This is a genomic window from Acinetobacter sp. AKBS16, from assembly GCF_002899995.1.
GTDB classification, from domain to species: domain Bacteria; phylum Pseudomonadota; class Gammaproteobacteria; order Pseudomonadales; family Moraxellaceae; genus Acinetobacter; species Acinetobacter baumannii.
Genome location: NZ_POYH01000057.1, coordinates 1 through 22,870 on the forward strand (window position 1 = coordinate 1; position 22,870 = coordinate 22,870).

Genomic DNA, 22,870 nt, shown 5'->3' on the forward strand with positions numbered 1-22,870 from the left:
ACTTGCAACTGCTGCACCACCAGCACCACCTAAAGCAGCACCAATTGTTGCGCCAGATGTACCACCCATGCTTTTACCAATTGCAGTACCAGCAACACTACCTAAAGCAGAAGCTGCTGCTACATGAGTTGTGTTGTCAGCATGTGCTACAGTTACCATAGAAGTAGCTAAAACAGCACTACATAATAAAGCATTTAATTTCATCATTTACTCCGTGTCCCAAGTTACAGGACCTTAATATCTTTCGTTACGACAAATGTAACAAAACACTTCTCTTTAAATGTGGAGAACCTTCATTCGATTATTGGAGTTTAGTGTCTTCTTTGTATGCTTTCTATTAAAATAGAATATTTACTATTCACCTAGAAAAATTAAATACCATTTACATATATTCAGTTTAGCTAGTCATCATTTGAACATAAGAAATCAATTAAAGCTCGGGTAGCAGAGGACATGTGTTTATGCTGCGCATATAACAAAGAAAAAGGACGTGTATGACCTGCATATGTAGTAAGTATAGGTTGTAGTTTTCCTTGTTGAATTTTTTCATTAACAATAAAGTCGTAACTTTGACATATACCTAGCCCACTTTCAGCAAGAGTTACCACACCAACAATATCTTCTTTTACTAAAATTCGATTTGTTGGTATCCATTGAGTTTCCTCTTTATCATTTTTTAAAAACCATGGGGTTATTTTGCCGCTACTGGGCAATTCAAAGGCAATACATTGATGATGTTTTAATTCTTCCAAATTTTTTGGAATACCCATGCGTTTCAAATAAGCAGGTGAGGCAACAAGTTTTAAAGGTGCCTGCTCTAAAGGTCTAGCAATAAGGGTGCTGTTAGGAAGTTGTCCTTGACGGATGGCTAAATCAAAACCCTCAGCAATTAAGTCAACGTTTCGATTAGAAATACTAATTTCAATTTGAATGTCCGGATATTTCAAAAGAAATTTTTCTAATAACGGGGGTAGACGATAGTGCCCATAAGTCGTAGGCACACTTAATTTAATTTTTCCAGAAATTTGTAGTTGTTCACCTTGAACCACGCGTTCAGCATGGTCAATTAACTGAAAAGCATGTTGCATTTTTTCATAGTAAAGCTGGCCTGCTTCGGTCAGACTTAAATGGCGAGTAGTTCTTCTAAAAAACTGGATACCTAATTTTTTCTCGAGTCTTGTAATTGTTCTACTAATGACCGAAGGTGTTGTAGATAAATCAATAGCAGCTGCACTAATAGAAAGCTTTTCAGCCACAATTAAAAATACTTCAACATCGGCAAGATGGTCAAATTGGCGAGACATTTTGTCCTCAAACGCAAAAAAGATTTGTGAAATGAGTTATTTTTCTACCTCTGGGGTAAAAATAGAATATATCCATCCCAGTTATAAATCCAGCAAATGCTTGGAATGAAGGTCGAATAATGAAGAAGTTAAATCAAATAATGTTTGCAATGATTGCAGCTTCGGCAGCATTAAGTGCAAATGCCGCTCATGTATTGGTTGTATTGTCTGATGAAGGACAGTTAGAGCTCAAGAATAAGCAGGTTTTTAAAACGGGTTTTTATCTTAATGAGTTAATGCAGCCTACAAAAATGCTTTTAGATGCAGGGCATACCGTAACGTTTGCCACTCCAAAGGGGAAAGCTCCAACGTTAGATGAGTCATCAAATAATGCAATGTATTTTAATCAAGATGAAAAAGCATTAAAGCAGTATGCTGGTTTATTACATGATCTAAAGTTAACTTCTGCTCAAGATTCTCCTGTTGTAAGTCTGGCGCGTATTGAGCAAACTGGTATAGATCAATTTGATGCTATTTATATTCCGGGTGGACATGCGCCTATGCAAGACCTATTAAAAGATAAACAACTTGGAAAAGTACTTACAGCTTTCCATAAAGCTGGAAAACCTACAGCTTTGGTTTGTCATGGGCCTATAGCTTTGATGTCAGCTTTACCTAATGCCTCGGAAGTAGTTGGACAACTAGAACAAGGTAAAACAGTCAAAACTGGCGAATGGATTTATAAAAATTATCGGATGACAGTAATTAGCAATCAAGAAGAAGAGCAAGCGAAGGGCTTATTAAAAGGCGGTGAGATGAAGTTCTATCCACAAACTGCATTAGAGTCACTTGGAGCAAAATATCAAAGCAATACGAAAGCTTGGTCGCCAAATGTAGTGCTGGATCGTGAACTTATTACTGGACAAAATCCAGCTTCGGCTGTTCTTGTCGGTAAATCTTTATTAGAAAAATTAAAATAACTATAGCGGTTAAAGAGGCTTTATAAATAAAGTCTCTTTTATTATATGGATTTGGAAAGTTAATGTTTTGAAGGATTACATATGTCATTTAATCGGCATAAACTGTAAACTATGCGCTATTTTTATGATTTGGCTTATCTTCTTATATTTATCTAGATAAGTTTTTTGGACTTTTGAGATATTTCCTCTTATGAAAGCGTCACTCCGTTTACGTCTTGATCAACTCTGTGATCGTCATGAAGAACTTACTGCATTGCTTGCAGATGCAGAAGTGATTTCCGATAACAAACGTTTCCGTAAACTGTCTCGTGAACATAGTGATTTAACTGAAATTACCGAAGTTTGGGGCAAATACCGTCAAGCAGAAGAAGATATTGAAACTGCTGAAATGATGAAGTCGGACCCTGACTTTAAAGATATGGCAGAAGAAGAAATTCAAGCAAATAAAGCATTGCTTGAAGAATTAGAAAGCCAGCTTAATATTTTGATGATTCCAAAAGATCCAAATGACTCTAATGCTGCATATTTAGAAATTCGTGCTGGGACGGGCGGTGATGAAGCTGCAATTTTCTCAGGCGATTTATTCCGTATGTATAGCAAATATGCCGAATCGCAAGGTTGGCGTATTGAAGTCCTTTCTGAAAATGAAGGCGAGCATGGTGGTTTTAAAGAAGTTATTTGCCGTGTAGATGGTGATGGTGTGTATGGCCGCTTAAAGTTCGAAAGTGGCGCGCATCGTGTACAACGTGTTCCAGCAACTGAATCACAAGGTCGTGTGCATACGTCAGCTTGTACAGTAGCAATCTTGCCTGAAATTGACGTTGATACTAACGTTGAAATTAACCCGGCAGATTTGCGTATTGATACTTACCGTGCGTCAGGTGCGGGTGGTCAGCACATTAACAAAACCGATTCGGCAGTCCGTATTACTCACATACCAACCGGTACAGTCGTTGAGTGCCAAGAAGAACGTTCACAGCATAAAAATAAAGCTAAGGCGATGGCATTGCTAGTATCACGTCTAGAAAATGCTAAACGTGCAGCAGCCGATGCAGCAACTTCTGAAATGCGCCGTGATTTGGTCGGTTCTGGTGACCGCTCTGAACGTATCCGTACTTATAACTACCCGCAAGGACGTATGACGGATCACCGTATTAACCTAACTTTATATAAGTTAGATGCCATTATGGAAGGTGATCTAACGGAATTGCTCGATAGTTTACATCGTGAATATCAGGCAGATCAGCTTGCGATGCTTGCACAGGAAAATGGCGGCTAATGAATATTGCTCAAGCGCTTGCAATTCGTGGTGAGCCTGACAGTTATGAACGACAGGAAAATGCTTGGCTGCTTGAGCATTTTCTAAAAATCAATTCTCTCGAATTAAAGTTCAGACTTGAGCAAGAGTTAACAGCCCAACAAGAGCAAGATTACTTGGCTGGTCTTGAACGTATCCAAAATGGTGAACCTTTAGCCTATGTGACAGGTTCGCAGCCATTTTGGACGCTCGATTTAAAAGTAACGTCGGATACTTTAGTGCCACGACCAGATACTGAGGTTTTAGTTGAAACTGTTTTAAATCTAAATTTGCCAAAGAATGCAAATATCGTGGATTTGGGAACGGGAACAGGTGCAATTGCGCTTGCATTGGCAAGTGAACGTCCAGATTGGTTCGTCACAGCAACTGATATTTACACACCTACTTTAGATGTTGCAAAAGAAAATGCACAAACACACGGCTTGCATCATGTGAAATTTGCTTGTGGCGCTTGGTTTGAAGCACTGGAACCCCAACAATTTGATTTAATTGTTTCTAATCCGCCTTACATTGACCCTGAAGATGAACACATGCAAGCTTTGGCAACAGAGCCGCGTCGTGCGTTGGTTGCAGACCATCATGGGTTAGCCGATATTGAAATTATTATTGCTCAAGGCAAGAACTGGTTAAAACCGCAAGGCTGGATTGCACTGGAACATGGTTACGATCAGGGGCAAGCTGTTCGAGGCATTTTCGCAGAGCATGGTTTTAGTGAGATAAAAACTATTCAAGATTATGGTCAAAATGATCGAGTCACTTTAGCATCATTATTAATAAAATAAGAATAACTCAAGCTGTAGAGTTAAGGGTTGCTTCCCGATAAGCGCCGGGGCTAACACCTGTCCATTTTTTAAAAGCACGGTGAAATGCACTCGGGTCATGGAAATTTAAGTCTTCACTAATGTCTTGTATTGAATCATTGCTTTTGCTTAAACGTTCAATTGCAATATCACAGCGAATTTCATTTTTGATTTGTTGATAACTCACTCCTTCATGTTTAAGTCGGCGTTGAACGGTAGCTTCTGAAATATTGAGCTGCTGTGCGACATCTTTGAGTTCAGGCCATTCGGCTGGGTGAAGTTTTAATAAATGACGCCGAATAACAACACTCAATGCATTTTCATTTTTAAAACGAACCAAAAGATTTTGTGGAGTTTGCTCTAAAAAATCGTAAAGCGCTTTTTTATCTTTTTTAATTTTTATATTTAAATAGTGTGCATCAAATTCAATCTGATTTGTCTCGGCATTAAATTGTATATCTTCACAAAAGCGTACCAAATAATCTTGAATATCGTTCGGTTTTGGACAACGTACAGCAATACGGTTTAAGCCAATTCTTTGATCGACTAACCAACACATAAGCCCATGTACCAACATTAAAAAGGTTGCGTAGGTAAACATACGTTTGGGTTGTTCTTGATCATGAATCACCAAATAAGCTTTTTCTTGTTCTTGAATGAGTTCTCCTCGTATATCGTCAAGTACAAAATTAAAAAACTTCAAAATATCGTAGAGCGCTTTTTCTAAAGTTTCAGCCGTACTGACGAGTTTTGTAAGTAATTTATAACTACCACGGCGCATAGGGTGACTATCCATGCCAAAAAACTCGTCATCCATGGCATTGGCAAGTTCTATCCATAATTGTGCATACGTTGCTACCGGAACACGCGCTTTAGGTGTCATAAGTAATTCAGCAGGAATGCCAGCTTTATTCAAAATAATTTGAGTATTGAGCCCTTTGGCATAAGCCGCACTTAATGCTTCATGTACCAGTGCAATCGAAATTGTTCCTTTACTTAAAGAAGATTGGACAACCATGTCAAAGACTCATTTTTTACGTATTTCAAGTGAAATATTTCATATTCAAAATTTGGATTGATCAAAAGCTGCAAGCATTTTGAGGTTTTTTGAAATTGTATCGGAAAAAAACAACTTTTACTCTCACTACTAAGCTTAAAGAACATTTCTATAGGACGTTACATAATGAAAATTCAAGGAAAACATTTCGTGATTACAGGTGGTGGCTCTGGTTTAGGAGCTGCAACGGCTGAATATTTAGTAAAGCAGGGTGCCTCAGTCACATTAGTAGACATGAATGTAGAAGCAGGTGAGCAGCAGGCGAAACAACTAGGACCAAAAGCTGACTTTGTAAAACTTGATGTAACTGATGAAGCAGCTGCTGAGCAGTTCTTTAAAGATGTGTTGGCCAAACATGGTCATTTGTATGGTTTGGTGAACTGTGCCGGTATTGGCCCTTCTGCAAAAGTAGTTGGCCGTGAGGGCGTTCATGACTTGGGGTTATTTGCAAAGACTTTAAATATTAATGTCACAGGTACATTTAACATGTTGCGTTTTGCAGCAGATGCAATGAGCAAAAACACGGTTGAAGAAGGTGAAGAGGACCGTGGCATCATTGTGAACACTGCTTCTGTTGCAGCATTTGACGGTCAAATTGGACAGGCAGCTTATTCTGCATCAAAAGGCGCTATTGTGGCGATGACTTTGCCGATTGCTCGTGAGCTAGCACGACATGCCATTCGTATTATGACCATTGCACCGGGAATTATGGAAACTCCAATGCTTAAGGGTATGCCACAAAATGTACAAGATGCTTTGGGGCAAATGGTGCCGTACCCATCTCGTTTAGGGAAACCAGAAGAGTTTGCTCGTTTGGTTGCCCATATTGCTGAAAACTCTTACTTAAATGGTGAAGTCATCCGTTTAGATGGTGCAATTCGCATGGCAGCAAAATAATAAAATAAGGATGTTGAAATGATTCTAAATGCTGAACAAAGTATGGTTCAGGAGATGATGCGTAACTATGCGCAAAATCAGTTAAAACCAACTGCTGCACATCGCGATAAGACCCATGAATTTCCGGCTCAGGAATTAAAAGACTTAGGCGCCCTAGGCGCTATGGGGATGACTGTGCCCGATGAATGGGGCGGTGCCGGAATGGATTATGTATCTTTGGTACTCGCAATTGAGGAAATTGCCGCAGGCGATGGGGCTATTTCGACAATCGTAAGCGTACAAAACTCTTTGATTTGCGGTATTACACTGGCATACGGTTCAGAGCAGCAAAAACAAACCTATTTGCCAAAATTTGCTTCTGGTGAATGGCTAGGATGCTTTTGTTTAACTGAGCCACATGTCGGTTCCGATGCGAGCGCGATTTTATGCAAAGCTGAGCGAGATGGCGACCATTGGGTACTCAATGGCGTAAAGCAATTTATTACCAGTGGTAAAAATGCTCAAGTGGCTTTGGTATTTGCTGTTACAGATAAACAAGCTGGCAAAAAAGGGATTTCGTGTTTTCTTGTACCCACGAATACACAAGGCTACTTGGTGACTCGTATTGAAGACAAAATGGGTCAACATGCTTCGGACACCGCAACCATTACGTTAGAGGACTGCCGAATTCCTTTAGAAAATTTGGTAGGGCAAGAGGGTGAGGGTTATAAAATTGCGTTATCTAATTTAGCGGCTGGACGTATTGGTATTGCCGCTCAGTCTGTTGGTATGGCAAGAGCGGCTTTTGATGCAGCCGTGCAATATGCAAACGAGCGTAAGGCCTTCGGTGTAGAGCTGGTTCAGCATCAGGCGGTTGGTTTTCGCTTAGCCGATATGGCAACTCAGATTGAAGCGGCACATCAGCTAGTTTTGCATGCTGCAACTTTAAAAGATGCGGGACTACCTTGTTTAAAAGAGGCCTCAATGGCGAAACTCTTTGCATCAACTATGGCTGAGCGAGTTTGTTCGGATGCAATCCAGATTCATGGCGGTTATGGATACGTCAGTGATTTCCCTGTTGAGAGAATTTATCGGGATGTTCGTGTAAGCCAGATTTATGAAGGTGCTTCTGATATTCAGCGCTTGGTGATTGCTCGTGAAGTGGCTCAAGTTTAGATCATAAGGTATTGAGTTTTTAAACTTAAAACTGCAAGAAGCCGCACACTATGTGCGGTTTCTTGCAATTGAAATGATGCATTTTTACTATTAGTTTTGTTTGAAATAGATGGAAAAGTTGAAGAAATATTCTTCAAGCTTTAGCTAAAACAATAACAGTCAGGACAGATTTTGTAGCCTTACACAAAATCAATCATCAAACGGAATGAAGGTGAGCATCATGAAAACTTTGGCAGAAGCTTATCAGCAATTTGATCTTACAAGGCTCATCGAAGAGCAACTTGTTGGGCATCCCCAAGCAATAAATGCTTATGTTGAGTGCTGTGAGCGTTATGTAGGAAAAAATAAAACAGCGCTTATCTGGGAAGGAAAAAACGGGCAGGCAGAGCACTATACGTTCGAACAACTTGCTGAACTTTCTGGAAAACTTGCTAACTTCTTTAAAGCACAAGGAATTCAAGCTGGAGATTGTATTGCAGGACTTCTACCAAGAACGCCTGAGTTATTAATTACAATCTTGGCAGCATGGCGTATAGGCGCTATTTATCAGCCTTTATTTACTGCCTTTGAAGCAAAATCAATTGATCACCGTATTACGACTGCTCAAACCAAATTGGTTGTGACTAATGATGAACAACGACCTAAACTGAATACTTTAAATATTCCGGTTATTGTCACTGTTCATCAGACTGGTCCTTTGTCTGAACATGACTTCGATTTTTGGCACTCCTTACAACGATATTCTGAGCAATGTGAGCCAGTAAATCGTAGCTTTGATGATGACTTTTTAATGATGTTTACCTCAGGCACAACTGGACTTGCGAAGTCTGTACCCGTTCCGCTAAAAGCAATTTTAGCATTTAAAGGTTATATGACCCATGCCGTTGATTTGCGTGAAGAGGATATGTTCTGGAATCTGGCAGATCCGGGCTGGGCATATGGTTTGTATTATGGCATTACCGGGCCTTTAAGCTTGGGTCATGGCATTATTATGGATGAGCGTTCATTTAATGTAGATCAGGCAATTGAGTTAATTAAAAAATATAAAGTAAGTAATTTAACAGGCTCTCCGACGGCATTTCGAATGTTCTTTGGTTTTAAGGAAAAATTTGACCCTTCAATTAAACAACATTTACGCGTAGTGAGTAGTGCAGGTGAGCCATTAACTCCTGAGGTTGTGAACTGGTTTAAGCAGGATTTAGAGGTCAATATTTTTGATCAATATGGCCAAACTGAGCTAGGGATGGTGATTGCAAATCATCATGCTCTTGAGCATCCATTAAAAGTAGGTTCAGCTGGTTTCGCAATTCCTGGACATCGTTTTGCTGTGTTAGACCAAAATTATCAAGAATTGCCAACTGGTGGTATTGGTATTTTGGCAATGGACTCGGAGCAATCGCCATTAATGTGGTTTAAAGGCTATGGTGGTAATAATCGTAAAGCCTTTGTCGGCAAATATTATTTAACTGGTGACACGGTCACTTTAAATGAACATGGTGGCATTGATTTTGTTGGGCGTGCTGACGATGTCATTACAACATCGGGTTATCGAGTTGGACCGTTCGATGTTGAAAGTACTTTATTAGAGTGTGAGGCGGTATTAGAGTCAGCAGTAATTGGTAAGCCAGATCCGGAACGAACCGAAATAGTCAAAGCTTTTGTGGTACTTAAGCCAGCTTATGAAGCGTGTGAAACATTAAAAGATAAGTTACAGCAATATGTTCGTAACCGTTTATCTCGTCATGCTTATCCAAAAGAAATTGAGTTTGTGGACAGTCTACCGAAAACCACGAGCGGAAAAATTCAAAGAGGATTGTTGAAGCAGCAAGAAATTGCAAAAATGCAGCAAGCCTACGCAAGCTAATTTGAACAAAGGGAAATATTTAGAATTTCCCTTTATTCTTTATATTAAAGATCGGCTTTCACTTCCTCGCCAATTAAATAAAATGTTCCACCAGCAATATAGTGCAGGCTACGAAGTTCTTTTGGTGCATCTTGAAAATGCCAGTGCCCATCTCTAAAAACGCGGCTATCTGCCCAGGCGCCCACAACAGAACCAATAAATAGGTCATGAGCTGACTGATTATGTGGTTCAGGAATAAGTTTACATACCAGCCATGCGATACAACCTGATACAAGCGGACTGGTCAGATCTTTTTGATAAAACAGCTCAACCCCGCAGTGTTCAAGTTTTTGTGGGTCATCTAATTTGCTAATTGTACCAAGTTGCTTGGTCATATTGAGCTGTGCATAGCAAGGAACTTGTAGTGTGAAATAACCACTTTGCTCAACCAGCTGTCGGGTTTTAGTACTTTTATCTAAAACGACAGTCACTTTAGCAGGCTTAAACTCTAAGGCACATGCCCATGCGGCAGCCATCACGTTACGGCCATCACCATGCTGAGCAGAGACTAGTACAGTTGGACCATGATTTAACAAACGATAAGCTTTTTCTAACTCTACTGGTGCAATATATGATTGGGACATATTTAGCCTAAGTAATACAGAAAAGGGATAGCTCTATTGTTGCAGAAAGCATGTGAGAAGTAATGTAATAGGGGATTAACTGAATAAAAAAGTTGTTTCCATTTTATAGCTTTCCTAATGACGAACTTAGTCATAAAATCACTTGGCTTCTAAGTAAAAGGATTAACGTGTGACCGAGCTTCAAGATATCGATTTTGTAGAGTTAAGTGATGAAGAAATGCATCTCTATAGCCGTCAGATTTTACTTGATGGATGGGATATTGAAGCTCAGGAAAAACTTAAACTCGCCAATGTGCTGATTGTCGGTGCTGGCGGAATAGGCTGTAGTAGCGCGGAACTACTTGCACGAGCAGGAGTTGGGAAAATTACCCTCATTGATGCAGATACCATTGAGATAAGTAATTTACAACGTCAAATCGCATTTGGTCATGAAGATATTGGACGTTATAAAGCTGAAGTTTTAGCTAAACGGTTACAGAAAATTAACCCTTATATCTGTGTTGAATACTTTAACGAACGTTTAGACGAACATAACATTGATAAACTAGTTGAACATCAAGACGTCGTTTTAGATGGCTGTGATAACTTTACAACGCGTTATTTAGTGAATGCAGCTTGTAAAAAGCATCAGGTCGCATTAATTAGCGCTTCTGCAATTGGTTTTCAGGCGCAAATGTTTATGGTTGAAGGTGATTCAGCTTGTTATGAATGTTTGTTCCCAAAAGAACAACATGCCAATGAAGGGCTGCGATGTGCGGAATCTGGTGTGCTTGCGACTACACCTGTAATGATTGCGTCATTACAAGCACATCACACTTTATTGTATTTAGGACTAAACAGAACGCCGCTAAAACAAAAACTGTTACTTTGGGATGGGTTAAATATGACGCAACGTATTGTTAGTTTTGATAAAGACATAAATTGTCCACTTTGTCAGGCAAGCTAATCAGCAAATAAACCAAAATTTGCTACACTTGATTTGAATATTCTGGTTTTAAAGAAATATGAAAAAAAATATTTTATTTGATGGATTGCGCTCAGTTGCGCGCATCGGTGAAACCGCAGTAGTTGCGGCTAAAGCCGGTATTAAGTATGCAACTGATAAGCCAAGTAATGCCAAACTCATGCGTGAGACTTTTGAGTCGCTTGGTTCAACATATATTAAGCTTGGTCAGTTTATCGCGAGTACCCCATCGCTATTCCCACGTGAGTATGTAGAAGAATTTCAAGGTTGTTTAGATCAAACCCCAACACTGCCATTTAGTTATATCCAAGGTGTGCTTGCGTCTGAGTTTGAAGGACGTGATTTAAACGAGATTTTTAGCTTTATTGATGAAAAGCCACTGGCTTCAGCCTCAATTGCCCAAGTCCATGCAGCACGTCTCACAACCGGTGAAGATGTAGTTATCAAGGTACAAAAACCGGGTGTAGAAACCATTTTATACACTGACTTAAATGTTGTGCATTGGGCGGCTAAATTGCTTGAACGCGCGGTACCTAAAATTAAATTTGCCGCTCTTTCTGACATTGTTGATGAAATTAAAACACGTATGGTACGTGAGGTTGATTTCATTGAAGAAGCGCAAAACATTGACGATTTTGTTGAGTATTTAAATATTTCGCAAAATAAAGCGGCAACAGCACCGAAGGTTTATCATCAGTTTTCAACACGTCGTGTGCTGACAATGCAACGTTTATATGGTGTTTCTTTAACAGACTTTAGTGTTGTAAAAGAATATGCCAAAGACCCATCGCAAGTACTAATTACTGCAATGAATACTTGGTTTGGTAGCTTGATGTTATGTAAGAGTTTCCACGCGGACTTACATGCCGGAAACCTGATGTTGCTTGAAGATGGCCGTGTTGGTTTTATTGATTTTGGTATTGTTGGTCAGTTAAAGCCTGAAGTTTGGACGGCATGTATTGCCTTTATGGATGCTTTACAAAAGACAGATTATCCTGCAATGGCTGAAAACATGCTGAAAATGGGCATGACACGTACCAAGATTGACGTCAATGTGTTGGCACAAGACTTGGAGCGTCTATTTAATGGCGTATTGATGGCAGACCCGCAACAGATTTTGGCATCAAACCCAGCGGACTTAAATGACATCATGATGGATATGGTGGCTGTGGGTGAACGTCATGGCATTAAATTCCCACGTGATTTTGCATTGTTATTTAAGCAAATGTTGTATTTCGATCGTTTTATGCGCGTACTCGCACCATATACTGATATTTATGCAGACCAGCGTTTGAAAATGGTTCAAAATATGGAACCTGCTTCGTTGTTAAAGCATTAAGGTCAGTTTGAAGTTATGGATGCCATTATTATTGAAGGTTTGAAGGTTGAAACAGTGATTGGTTGTTTCAACTGGGAAAGACAAATTATTCAACCTTTAATGTTGGATTTAACCATCCATAACGATTTGAGCCGAGCTGCAGCGTCTGACAAGCTTGAAGACACACTCAACTATGCCCAGATTTGTGAGTTATCGGCTCAAACCATTCAACAAGCCAAACCTGAGTTAATTGAGCACGCAGCTCATCTGGTTCTGCAATGTTTGTTTGAAACCTTTCCAACAATTGAAAAAATTACCATAACCATCCGTAAGCCAGCCATCATTGCAGAAGCAAACGCTGTAGGAATTCGTCTTGAACGCACCAGAAACAATTTTTGCGCTCGCCCTAGCGAGTAATTTAGACGCAGATCAGCACTTTACTTTTGCCTATACGCAATTAGCAACTTTGGGGAAAGTGCAGTTTTCATCTGTTTATCAAATTCCATGTCGAGATGGTATTGGAGATGATTACTGGAACTCAGCGTGTCTATTAAGAAGCACTTTATCGTGTGAACAAATTGAATCTTTTTTAAAGAAACTTGAGTCAGATTCTGGGCGTGTTCGACCATCGCATCATATTTCTTTAGATGTAGATTTGATTGCATGGGGAAGTGATCTGGACCATATGCAATTTAATTCTAAAAAATTACCTTTGGCGCTCGATGTAAAAATTCCTTTATATGAACTTTGGCATTGTGAAAGACTAAAGGCTGATAGTACACTTTACCCAGTTGTTAATTTTAAATTTTAAGGTCTTTCAAGCTAAAATTTACGCAAAATTTACGCGGGCTTTGACTTCCTCAATAGAGAATTTACGGGCATTTTATCGATACTGAAATTCACTAAATTAGTGTTATTTCAGGACAATAAAGATGCTTATAAATTCTCAAATGCGCATCTTGCATCAGTCTGGCATTGTCTTATGCCGACTAAAAACAAATGATATCTCTTCATCTCTCCTTATTTCCGTTTTGGCAAATCAAGCCAAGGGGTATAGAGGAGAATAGTCATGTTAGAACTTATACTTGTTTTATTTATTGCTATTTTTCTAGCATGGTACCTCAGTAAATATCTATCCAAAGTGATGGCAAATCAGCCGATGTGGGGTGATGGATTATTTCGCTGGATTGAAAATCCTGTATATCGCTTCTTAGGTGTATCTCCACAACAACAAATGAACTGGAAACAATATTCTCTAGCATTTGTTGTGAGCTGTATTTTTCTTGCAGTGGCTATTCTTGCTATTTTTATGACGCAAGCATGGCTACCATTAAACCCGAACCATGCACCAAATATGAGTTGGGATTTAGCATTACACACGGTTATTTCATTTTTAACCAACACCAATCAACAACATTATTCTGGGCAAGCTCAATTATCTTATTTGTCGCAAATGACAGGTATTGTAGGTTTGCAAGTCATTACTCCAATGATGGGGCTGGCTTTGGTTGTTGCGACATTAAGAGCTTTCTTTTATCAGCGTCCAAGCCATATTGCGGCCGATGTTGCCGAGCAGCCAGATCAAATTTTAATTGGTAACTATTGGGCAGATGTAATTCGTCCTACAGTTCGCTTTTTGCTTCCACTCTGTTTTGTCTGGTCATTATTGCTTAACAGCCAAGGCGTGCCATCAACTTTCCAGAGTGGGCCAGAAGTACAGCTTATTGATAAAGCCAATAGCGTTGAAACTCAAAAAATTCCTTTAGGACCAGTTGCGCCAATGGTGGCGATTAAGCAATTAGGTAGTAACGGTGGTGGTTGGTACGGTCCAAATAGTTCTGTGCCTTTAGAAAATCCAACACCATTTTCTAATTTACTAGAAATGATTGCGATCTTACTTATTCCAATCACAGTCATTTTTATGGTTGGGCATCTTACTCAGCGTAAAAAGTTTGCTTACTTTGTCTTTGGTAGCATGCTTTTCATGTCGATTATTTCAGGTGCAGCGGCTGTCTGGTCTGAGAGTATGTCATCGACAGCATCTCAATTTGCCGTAATGGAAGGTAAAGAACAACGATTTGGACCAGCCGCATCAGCAGTTTGGGCAGCGCTTACTACGCAGGTGAATAACGGTTCGGTCAATATGATGCATGATTCTTCTGCGCCGCTTACCGGTTTAGTCGAACTCATTAACATGCTGATTAATATTTGGGGTGGTGTGGGCTGTGGTCTGCAACAGTTTATGATTTATCTGTTACTCGCAGTATTTATTGCAGGTTTAATGACAGGTCGTACTCCAGAGTTGTTTGGACGCAAAATTGAAGCAGTAGAAATTAAGTTGCTCGCGATTATTATCTTGATTCAACCTTTAGTCATTCTTGCATTTACCGCATTAAGCCTCAGCGTTCCAAGCATATCTGGAATTAGTAATCCGGGACCACATGGTATTAGCCAAGTGTTCTATGAATATGTCTCTGCATTTGCCAACAATGGTTCAGGTTTTGAAGGCCTTGGAGACAACACTGTATGGTGGAATGTCACTTGTAGTATTGCTCTACTGTTAGGACGTTTTCCGACCTTAATTTTGCCATTAATGGTCGCAACACGTTTAGCAGCAAAAAGAAAGGCACCCGAAACAGCAGGTAGTCTTCAGGTTGAAACGCCAACCTTTGCTTTAACACTGATTACGATTGTTGTGTTGCTTACCTTATTACAATTTATGCCAGTTCTTGTCCTTGGGCCAATTGCCGATCAACTTTTGTTGGTTAAAGGCTAAGGAGGCGAGTGAAAATGAATACACAAACTCATGTAAATAGCCATAAACAAACCATGGCAGTGCTAAATTTTGAAGTTTGGAAAAATGCTTTTGTAAAATTGCTACCCCAGCATGCAATTAAAAATCCTGTCATGGCAATTGTATGGCTTGGAACAGTGATTACAGGCATTAGTACAATCTTAGGTTACACCACGCTGTTATTTGGTTTAGTGGTTACAGCAATTCTGTTTATTACCATTTTATTTGCTAATTATGCCGAAGCGGTTGCAGAGGCTAGAGGTCGTGGACAGGCATCTTCACTACGTGCAGCAAGAGAAAATTTAACGGCTCGAAGACTCAACTCTTTGACAGACCGTCAAACGACTCAAGTTGCAGCGTCCGAACTTCATTTAAATGATTTTATTGAAGTACATGCAGGTGAGCTTGTTCCAGCTGATGGTGAAATTGTAGAAGGCTTTGCGACCATTAATGAATCGGCTGTAACAGGTGAGTCTGCACCTGTGCTACGTGAAGCTGGAACAGACCGTTCAGGTGTTATTGGCGGAACCAAAGTACTTACAGATCGTATTGTTGTGCAAGTGACTGCTGAATCTGGTCAAAGTTTCTTAGACCGTATGATTGCTTTGGTCGAAGGTTCAAATCGTCAAAAAACACCGAATGAGATTGCGCTTGGCTTCTTGTTAATGGTGATGACAATCACGTTTTTAATTGTCGTGATTAGTTTGCCATTTATTGCTGATTATCTACATATTGAGCTCGATCCAGTAGTACTCGTGGCGTTATTGGTCTGCTTAATTCCAACAACGATTGGTGGTTTGTTACCTGCGATTGGGATTGCGGGCATGAACCGTGCACTCAAAGCCAATGTTTTGGCGAAATCAGGTAAAGCAGTAGAAGTCGCGGGTGACATTGATGTGCTTTTACTCGATAAAACAGGAACCATTACTTATGGTGACCGTCAAGCGACCTCTTTTTATCCTTTAACTTCTGTGAGTGAATCTGAATTAAGAGCCGCTGCTTGGGTAAGTTCACTTGCCGACCCAACACCAGAAGGCAAATCGATTGTTAAGTTAGCAAAAGAGCAAGATTTAAAACAGCAAGAACCTGAGCAAGCCGAATTTATCTCTTTTAGTGCTTCGACTCGAATTTCTGGTGTGAATTTACCGAATGGTGACCAAATTCGTAAAGGTGCTTTAGATGCAATCTTGAAATTTGTAGATGAAGATTATTCTCAAGATTTAGAGTTAAAAGCACGTGTTGAACAAGTTGCCAAAAAAGGAGCAACACCTTTAGTCGTCGCTAATCAACATCATGTGTTGGGTGTGATTGAGCTTTCAGATGTGATTAAACACGGTATTAAAGAACGTTTTGCTCGTTTAAGAGAAATGAGTATTAAAACTGTCATGGTTACAGGTGATAACCCATTAACTGCGGCCGCGATTGCTGCTGAAGCAGGGGTAGATGACTATATTGCCGAAGCAAAACCAGAAGACAAATTGGCTTGTATTCGCACCGAACAACAACAAGGTCGTTTAGTTGCTATGGTCGGTGATGGAACCAATGACGCGCCAGCATTAGCACAAGCAGATATTGGTTTAGCTATGAATTCGGGCACACAAGCTGCAAAAGAAGCTGGCAATATGGTCGATTTAGATTCAGACCCAACCAAACTACTTGCTGTGGTTGAGATTGGGAAACAACAGCTGATTACCCGTGGTGCTTTAACAACATTTTCGTTAGCAAACGACATCTCTAAATACTTTGCTATCTTGCCAGCATTGTTCGCTGCTGCGATTCCACAAATGCAAGTATTGAATGTAATGCACTTGGCAAGTCCAAGCAGCGCGATTTTATCTGCATTAATTTTTAATGCGATTATTATCCCGTTATTAATTCCAATCGCACTCCGAGGCGTGAAATTTAAACCTTCAACGGCAACTCAGTTATTACGTCGAAATATGTTGATTTATGGTGTGGGCGGTGTGGTTCTGCCATTCCTTGCCATTAAAGCAATTGATGTAGTGATTGTTCAATTATTTGGTTTGTAATCTGGAGTTTGAAATGAAAACTTATGTACAAAATTCAGAAGCAAATTTGGGTCAGACCTTAAGAGCATCTTTGGGATTATTAATTTTTACCTTAGTTGGCTGTGGCGCTGCTTATAGTGCGATTGCTACAGGTGCGGGACAGGTGTTATTCAACAATCAAGCAAATGGTAGTTTGATTGAAATAGATCATAAAGTTTTAGGGTCAAAATTAGTTGCTCAGCCATTTGTTGGAGAGGCTTATTTTCATCCACGTCCTTCAGCAGTCGCTTATGACCCGATGGCGATGGCAGGTACAAACTTAGCTCGTCCCTATTCCAAGTGATTTAGTAACTAAATCTGGTAGTGGTATTGATCCGCATATTAGTCCTGAATCTGCTCAGTTACAGGTTGCTCGAGTGGCTCAAGCGCGTCATTTAGACCCTAAGATTGTGGAAGAGCTTTTGCAAAAGTATGTTGAACCGAAGCAGTTTGGTGTATTGGGGCAAGCGCGTGTTAATGTATTACAGCTCAATATTGCTTTAGATCAATTACAATCTACACATTAACTTAAAAATAAAGTTGTTAGTTTACCGGATGATATCAAGTGCAAAGCAATCGCGAAAATCAGGCTGAGGCCTTATTAAATCATGTCAACAGATATCAAGCCGGTCGACTAACGGTCTTTCTTGGTGCGGCGCCGGGTGTAGGAAAAACCTATGCCATGCTCGCCCGCGCCAAAGAATTATTTCAACAGGGCACAGATGTCGTTGTTGGTATTGTTGAAACCCATGGAAGAATTGAAACTCTAAAAATTTTGGAAGGGTTGCCTCAGATTGCTAGAAAGGAAATGCAATATCAGGGGCATACTTTAGAAGAAATGGACTTGGATGCTATTTTACTTAGGCATCCGCAAATCGTTTTGGTTGATGAGTTGGCTCATCGCAACGTCCCAAATAGTCGTCATGAACGACGGTGGCAAGATGTTAATGAGTTGCTAGACGCAGGTATTGATGTATTTACCACCATGAATATTCAGCATTTAGAAAGCTTAAACGATGTGGTGCATCAGATTACGGGCATTCGAGTAAATGAAACTGTGCCAGATCGTGTATTTGATCGTATTCGAGACATTCGTTTAATTGATTTACCTGTCAGTGAACTCATTGAAAGACTCCATCAAGGAAAAGTTTATGTGCCAGAGCAAGCGAATCTGGCGTTACAAGGCTTTTTTAGCATTTCAAATTTAACGGCATTACGTGAACTGGCAATGCAATGCGTTGCTGAACATGTCGATTCAGATTTAAAAGAGAGCTATGCCTCTAAAGGTTTGAAGTCTATCTCGTTGCAAAATGAATTGATGATTGCGATAGATGGCCAAGGCTCTTCTGAATATTTAGTACGGGCAGGTTGTCGATTAGCTGAACGCTATGGGGCAACATGGACTGTAGTGAATGTTGCTAAAAGTTCGGACTTTGGACAGAGTTCAGTGAGTTCTTATAAAAAAGAATACATCGAGATTGACCGTGCCTTTGAGCTGGCTCGACAACTCGGTGGTCGAACCGAGGTTTTATATGGGCCGCGAGTTGCGTCAGTGTTAATGGATGCCGCCGTTGATCGAGGTATTTCCAATCTGGTGATTGGTAAAAGTATTTCACCGTGGTGGTTAAAGTTATTTAAGAAAAATTTAGCTCAGCAATTATTAAATCAAGAAAACTCGATTGCTTTAACCATTTTGCACCCAGAACAGGGTACTAAAAAGATTAATCAGCTCAAAAAGCCTTCATTTTTATCATTAAAAGAAAGTGTTTTTGTTTTAGCTGTGACGTGCGGTAGCATTTTTCTAGCTCACTTCGCAGAAGTTCTATTTGGTATTGAAGACTTCTCTGTCATTTTTATTATTTCTGTTTTAATTGTTGCAACGAAAACCCGAATGCTTGCTGCTGTAGTGGCAGCCTTAATATGTTTTTTGGCCTATAATTTTTTCTTTATTGCACCGCGTTATACTTTTCAGATTTCAGCACACCAAGGGGTGGTCACCGTTGTTGCTTTTTTTGCAGCAGCTTTAATTGCCGGGCGTTTAGCTTCTCAGTTACGCCAGCAAGTTTTGTCTTTAAAAGCTGCGAATGCCTACACTACGGTAATGCAAGACTTGGCGCGTAAGCTTTCTAGTGCAGTAAACCTTGAAGAAGTCATGCAAACAGGACGTATGACTTTAGAAACCCAGCTTCAGACTAAGGTGTGGATTTCTATTCAAGATAAAGTTATTTCATCTGATATTGAGCTAAACGATAAAGAAAAAGTAGCCGCAGAATGGTGTTTGAAACATAGGCAGCCGTGTGGGCGTTTTACCGATACTCTGAGTCAATCAAACTGGTGGTTTTTACCTCTTTTAGAGCAGAAAAATAGCCTAGGTATAGTGGGAATTTACTTTAAAGATGAAGTGGTTTCCTTAAATTTTGAGCAAAAAAAATTGACTGAAAGTGTAATTGAGTACATTGCACAGGCAGCACTTCGAACCCAATTGGTGAATGAACTTGAACAAGCAAAAGTCACCAGTGAAACAGAGCGCTTACGTTCTGCTTTATTATCTTCGGTATCGCATGATTTACGCTCGCCACTCGCTTCTATTATTGGGGCAGCAGACACACTTGCCAATTTTAAAGCTGAAATGACAGAACAAGACCAACAAGATCTGCTTGAAACAATTCATTTAGAAGGTGAGCGCTTAGACCGTTATATTCAAAACTTGCTTGATATGACCCGTTTGGGGCACGAAGGTCTAACTTTAAAAAGAGACTGGGTTGGCGTAGATGAATTAATTGGTTCGGCAACCCGCCGTTTAAAGCGTTATAAACCAGATACGCAAGTGGTCGTTCAGTTACCTGAGCAACCGATTAGTTTGTATGTTCACCCAGCACTGGTAGAGCAAGCTATTTTTAATGTTTTAGAAAATGCGGCAAACTTTTCACCTCCAGATGAGCCAGTCATGATCCGTACTCATCTTTTGTCAGAAGATGAAGTAAAAATAGAAATTGAAGATAAAGGTGTAGGAATCCCTGAAGACGAAAGACATCGCATTTTCGATATGTTTTATACTATGGGGCGTGGAGACCGTGGAAAATTCGGTACAGGTTTAGGGCTAACAATTGTAAAAGCGATTATTGGTGCTCATATGGGTACAATAGAAGCATTTTCAGGGCGACAAAATAAAGGTACTTTAATTCAAATCAAATTACCCCTTCATCCAGTAAAAGAATAAGTTGTAAATTCATGATAAGTTCAGAAACATCACCTGTAGAAACACGTATTGTGATTATTGATGATGAGCCTCAAATCCGTAAATTTCTAGACATTGCTTTAAGAACTCAAAAATACAAAACTACGCTCTGCGAAACGGGTTACAAAGGCCTAGAGACTTTGGCAACCCAAGGAGCTGATTTGGTGATTCTAGACTTAGGCTTACCCGATTTAGATGGAAAAGAAGTGCTTCAAGAGTTACGTAGCTGGTCAAATGTGCCGGTTATTGTGCTATCTGTACGTGCCGATGAGTATGAAAAAGTTGCTTTGCTCGATGCTGGCGCAAATGATTACATGACCAAGCCGTTTAGTGTGCAAGAGCTTTTGGCACGTATCCGTGTCATTTTAAGAAATCAACCCATACAGCAAGAAGCGCATGTCTATGACGATGGTTATCTTAAAGTCGATGTCACGCAACGTTTGGTTTGGGTCGAGCAACAGTCAATTACTTTAACTCGAAAAGAGTTTCAACTTTTAACGTTATTAATGCGCTACCAAGGACAGCTTTTAACACAGCCACAGCTTTTAAAAGAACTATGGGGTCCAACCCATCAGGAAGATACGCACTATTTACGTATTTTAGTGGGCAAGTTACGCAGTAAACTGGGGGATAACGCGATTCAGCCACGCTATATTGCTACTGAACCTGGTGTAGGATTACGTTTTTTAGCTAAGCAGAAAAATCATTAATTAGATGTAAAAAAAACCTTAGGGTATTTCTCCCTAAGGGTTTGCAAAGTGGTTTATAGTTTTTTTGCTTTTTTTATTTATATATCCCAATGTTGTTCTGCCTCAGTCATTTGGCTGTAAATATTTTGATATTCAGCCTGCTTAACTGTGTACCAATGTTCGACAAAGTCAGCGCCTAAATATCCTTTTAAAATAAGACTTCCTTTAAATATTTTTAAGGCCTCTGGTTGGTTGTTAGCTAATAAAATGTGCTCGTCTGGAAATTTTAAAAGATGTGCAGGTTTTGGCAGTGGTAACTTATGAGATAAGCCATAAGACGCGCCCGCTAAAATAGTCGCTGTTACCAAATAGGGATTACAGTCCGCTCCAGCAACACGATATTCTAAGCGTTGATTTTGTACGTTTGAGCATGGAATACGGATTGCGACATTACGATTATTGGTATCCCAATTGGCTTCTAATGGCACATGATGCCCAATTTTAAAACGTCTATAAGAATTAATATTAGGCGCTAAAATCGCCATAGATGCAGGCATTAACTCAATGAGTCCGCTAATCGCGCTCAATAATTTGGCTGAAAGCTCATCTTTTTCTACTTCTGAACTAAATATATTTTGATGGTATTGATTCAGCATGCTCATATGAAAATGCATACCACTACCAGCCTTTGCCAAGTTCGGTTTCGCCATGAAACAAGCGGTTAGGTCATGCTTTCTTGCAACTTGTTTTACAATTCTTTTTAAGGCATTAATTTGATCGCATAGCTTTAAAATGTCATGGCTGTGTTGAAGGTTTAATTCATATTGTCCAGGGGATGACTCTGCAACAATAGCGGTAATTTCAATTGATTGTAGTAGGGCTGCTTTTTCAACTTCATCCAGAACTTGCTGATAATTATTTGGCGCATCTATATCAAAACATTGGTTTTCTGAATATATCTCGGATTGATGCTGAGGTGAGAAAAGATAAAACTCTAGCTCAGCAGCCATGACAGGGAAATAATTATTAGCATGTAACTGATTTAATAATTTTTTTAATATATTACGTGGTTCATAGCGACAGTCTGAACCATCTTCTTCTTGCATTGATAGGTAAAGCTGAGCATTTAATTCTGGGGATAAGGCACTGGGTTGCAAGCTGCCTAAAATGGGCAGGCAAAGTCTATCTGGTTCACCAATATATTTTCCCAGACCTGTTTCTTCAATCACTTTCCCATCAAGGCTCATGGCATAAACAGAAAGAGGAAAATAACATCCATTCGATAGATTTTTGAGACTTTTAACGTCAATACGTTTGCCACGAATATGCCCGTTTAAGTCATGTAGACAAATATCAATGTGCTGAGTGTGTGGATATAAACTTAAATATTCTTCAACTTCTTTTAAAAAAAGATCTGAGTTGAACGTATGAATTTGCGTTTGTGGAATAAAATCATCTGATATTTTAAATGCTTTAAAGTGAGAATCTTTTAAGTTTAAACTTGGGTAAATAAGCGTACTCATTATAAAAAACCTTGGTGGTTATTTAGCTAAAATCCTACCTTAGCCTTTGAAGTTAATCTCGTAAAAAAAGAGTAAAAAGACAAAGGGTTTTTTATAAATAATTTTGGATTTTTATTTTAATAATTAAAAAGTTAATTGGTGCTTTTATGATAAGTCTTTAAAGTAAAATTAACGTATAAGGGCCATCAAAGAGTTGTCTGATCGTTCATGATTTCGCTTTTAAAAATTAAACATAATTAAGAATTGTGATCCTTAAATTTGGTGAGATGGTCAAACTGCTTTAAACTTAAAATCTTATCCAGTTAAACATTTATGTATA

General features: G+C 39.5%; 18 protein-coding genes and 2 pseudogenes. 15 read left to right on the top strand and 5 right to left on the bottom strand.

The annotated features are described in order from the left end of the window. Window positions 1-204, bottom strand: a pseudogene (locus C1642_RS09580) (hypothetical protein); the annotation flags it as partial. A 197-nt stretch (window positions 205-401) separates the two neighbouring features. Next, window positions 402-1,304 carry a LysR family transcriptional regulator gene (locus tag C1642_RS09585; RefSeq protein ID WP_103236248.1) on the bottom strand — a complete coding sequence of 301 codons (903 nt, stop codon included), beginning with the start codon at window positions 1,302-1,304 and terminating at the stop codon, window positions 402-404. Window positions 1,305-1,423: 119 nt separating this feature from the next. On the opposite strand from C1642_RS09585, the gene C1642_RS09590 reads away from it, so the two are divergent. The 3 genes from C1642_RS09590 to prmC all read left to right on the top strand — a co-directional run bounded on the left by C1642_RS09590 (window position 1,424) and on the right by prmC (window position 4,363). Next, on the top strand, window positions 1,424-2,263 hold the full coding sequence (locus C1642_RS09590) for a type 1 glutamine amidotransferase domain-containing protein (RefSeq protein ID WP_103236249.1): 840 nt from the start codon (window positions 1,424-1,426) through the stop codon (window positions 2,261-2,263). Between the two features lie 190 nt (window positions 2,264-2,453). Beyond that, window positions 2,454-3,542 carry a peptide chain release factor 1 gene (prfA, locus tag C1642_RS09595; protein ID WP_000648005.1) on the top strand — a complete coding sequence of 363 codons (1,089 nt, stop codon included), beginning with the start codon at window positions 2,454-2,456 and terminating at the stop codon, window positions 3,540-3,542. Beyond that, on the top strand, window positions 3,542-4,363 hold the full coding sequence (prmC, locus tag C1642_RS09600) for a peptide chain release factor N(5)-glutamine methyltransferase (protein ID WP_103236250.1): 822 nt from the start codon (window positions 3,542-3,544) through the stop codon (window positions 4,361-4,363). The genes prfA and prmC overlap by 1 nt, the downstream gene beginning before the upstream one ends. 7 nt (window positions 4,364-4,370) lie before the next feature. Here the strand turns inward: prmC and C1642_RS09605 are convergent, their stop codons facing one another. Continuing rightward, window positions 4,371-5,399 carry an AraC family transcriptional regulator gene (locus tag C1642_RS09605; RefSeq protein ID WP_000261451.1) on the bottom strand — a complete coding sequence of 343 codons (1,029 nt, stop codon included), beginning with the start codon at window positions 5,397-5,399 and terminating at the stop codon, window positions 4,371-4,373. 165 nt (window positions 5,400-5,564) lie between these two features. On the opposite strand from C1642_RS09605, the gene C1642_RS09610 reads away from it, so the two are divergent. The 3 genes from C1642_RS09610 (at window position 5,565) to C1642_RS09620 (ending at window position 9,354) form a co-directional block, all read left to right on the top strand. After that, complete coding sequence (locus C1642_RS09610) at window positions 5,565-6,335, top strand: 3-hydroxyacyl-CoA dehydrogenase (RefSeq protein WP_000701533.1); 771 nt, start codon at window positions 5,565-5,567, stop codon at window positions 6,333-6,335. A gap of 18 nt (window positions 6,336-6,353) precedes the next feature. Further along, complete coding sequence (locus C1642_RS09615) at window positions 6,354-7,490, top strand: acyl-CoA dehydrogenase family protein (RefSeq protein ID WP_000602467.1); 1,137 nt, start codon at window positions 6,354-6,356, stop codon at window positions 7,488-7,490. A 220-nt stretch (window positions 7,491-7,710) separates the two neighbouring features. Continuing rightward, on the top strand, window positions 7,711-9,354 hold the full coding sequence (locus C1642_RS09620) for an AMP-binding protein (protein WP_103236251.1): 1,644 nt from the start codon (window positions 7,711-7,713) through the stop codon (window positions 9,352-9,354). A gap of 44 nt (window positions 9,355-9,398) precedes the next feature. On the opposite strand, the gene C1642_RS09625 is transcribed toward C1642_RS09620, so the two are convergent. Further along, window positions 9,399-9,977: a flavin reductase family protein gene (locus C1642_RS09625; RefSeq protein ID WP_103236252.1), complete on the bottom strand. Its 579-nt coding sequence runs from the start codon at window positions 9,975-9,977 to the stop codon at window positions 9,399-9,401. Between the two features lie 169 nt (window positions 9,978-10,146). Between C1642_RS09625 and C1642_RS09630 the strand changes: the two genes are divergently transcribed. From C1642_RS09630 to C1642_RS09670, 9 genes and pseudogenes are all read left to right on the top strand, one after another. Then, a complete protein-coding gene (locus C1642_RS09630; RefSeq protein WP_000137900.1) occupies window positions 10,147-10,923 on the top strand; it encodes a HesA/MoeB/ThiF family protein in 777 nt (258 codons plus the stop codon). Window positions 10,924-10,981: 58 nt separating this feature from the next. Further along, window positions 10,982-12,280, top strand: coding sequence for an ABC1 kinase family protein (locus tag C1642_RS09635; protein WP_103236253.1), 1,299 nt, complete (start codon window positions 10,982-10,984; stop codon window positions 12,278-12,280). 15 nt (window positions 12,281-12,295) lie between these two features. Further along, a complete protein-coding gene (gene folB, locus C1642_RS09640) occupies window positions 12,296-12,676 on the top strand; it encodes a dihydroneopterin aldolase (protein ID WP_000338781.1) in 381 nt (126 codons plus the stop codon). Beyond that, window positions 12,633-13,070 (top strand): 2-amino-4-hydroxy-6-hydroxymethyldihydropteridine diphosphokinase, encoded by a 438-nt coding sequence (locus C1642_RS09645; RefSeq protein ID WP_000993408.1) that lies wholly within the window; start codon window positions 12,633-12,635, stop codon window positions 13,068-13,070. Before folB ends, C1642_RS09645 begins: the two co-directional genes overlap by 44 nt. A 258-nt stretch (window positions 13,071-13,328) precedes the next feature. Then, window positions 13,329-15,035, top strand: coding sequence for a potassium-transporting ATPase subunit KdpA (gene kdpA, locus C1642_RS09650; RefSeq protein WP_103236254.1), 1,707 nt, complete (start codon window positions 13,329-13,331; stop codon window positions 15,033-15,035). 8 nt (window positions 15,036-15,043) lie between these two features. Beyond that, the gene (gene kdpB / locus C1642_RS09655; protein WP_103236255.1) at window positions 15,044-17,083 is read left to right on the top strand and encodes a potassium-transporting ATPase subunit KdpB; all 2,040 of its coding nucleotides are present in this window, start codon (window positions 15,044-15,046) and stop codon (window positions 17,081-17,083) included. A gap of 13 nt (window positions 17,084-17,096) precedes the next feature. Beyond that, a pseudogene (locus C1642_RS09660) lies at window positions 17,097-17,628 on the top strand (potassium-transporting ATPase subunit C). Window positions 17,629-17,666: 38 nt separating this feature from the next. Then, window positions 17,667-20,321, top strand: a complete 2,655-nt coding sequence (locus C1642_RS09665; protein WP_103236256.1) for a sensor histidine kinase — start codon at window positions 17,667-17,669, stop codon at window positions 20,319-20,321. 11 nt (window positions 20,322-20,332) lie between these two features. Next, window positions 20,333-21,049: a response regulator gene (locus C1642_RS09670; protein WP_103236257.1), complete on the top strand. Its 717-nt coding sequence runs from the start codon at window positions 20,333-20,335 to the stop codon at window positions 21,047-21,049. A 77-nt stretch (window positions 21,050-21,126) separates the two neighbouring features. Here the strand turns inward: C1642_RS09670 and C1642_RS09675 are convergent, their stop codons facing one another. Beyond that, a complete protein-coding gene (locus C1642_RS09675; protein ID WP_103236258.1) occupies window positions 21,127-22,551 on the bottom strand; it encodes a glutamine synthetase family protein in 1,425 nt (474 codons plus the stop codon). Between the last annotated feature and the right edge of the window lie 319 nt (window positions 22,552-22,870).